Source organism: Nocardia takedensis NBRC 100417, assembly GCF_000308695.1.
Classification (GTDB): Bacteria; Actinomycetota; Actinomycetes; order Mycobacteriales; family Mycobacteriaceae; genus Nocardia; species Nocardia takedensis.
Genome location: NZ_BAGG01000159.1, coordinates 1 through 258 on the forward strand (window position 1 = coordinate 1; position 258 = coordinate 258).

Annotated in this window: 1 protein-coding gene; it reads right to left on the reverse strand. The window is 69.8% G+C overall.

Going from position 1 to position 258, the window contains the following annotated elements:
- On the reverse strand, nucleotides 1-258 hold a 258-nt coding region (locus ON30_RS27715; RefSeq protein ID WP_040711845.1), incomplete at both ends, for a beta-ketoacyl synthase N-terminal-like domain-containing protein.

The following is a 258-nucleotide window of genomic DNA, read 5'->3' on the forward strand; positions in this document are numbered from 1 at the left end:
TATCGCCTGCGAGGCCGCCACGATCGCGGTCTCGCACTCGCCCGCCAGCAGGCTCTGGCAGGCCACGTGCAGCGCCACCAGCGAACTCGAGCAGGCGGTGTCGAGGGCGAAGGTCGGCCCGGACAGGTTCAGGAAATGCGCGACCCGGCCCGCGGCCATGCAGAACAGCCCGTTCACGCCGCCGAAGCCCGCGTGCCGGAAATTGCGGCCGAGGAATTCGTTCTGCGCGGGACCGAAGAACACCCCGGTCTTCGTGCC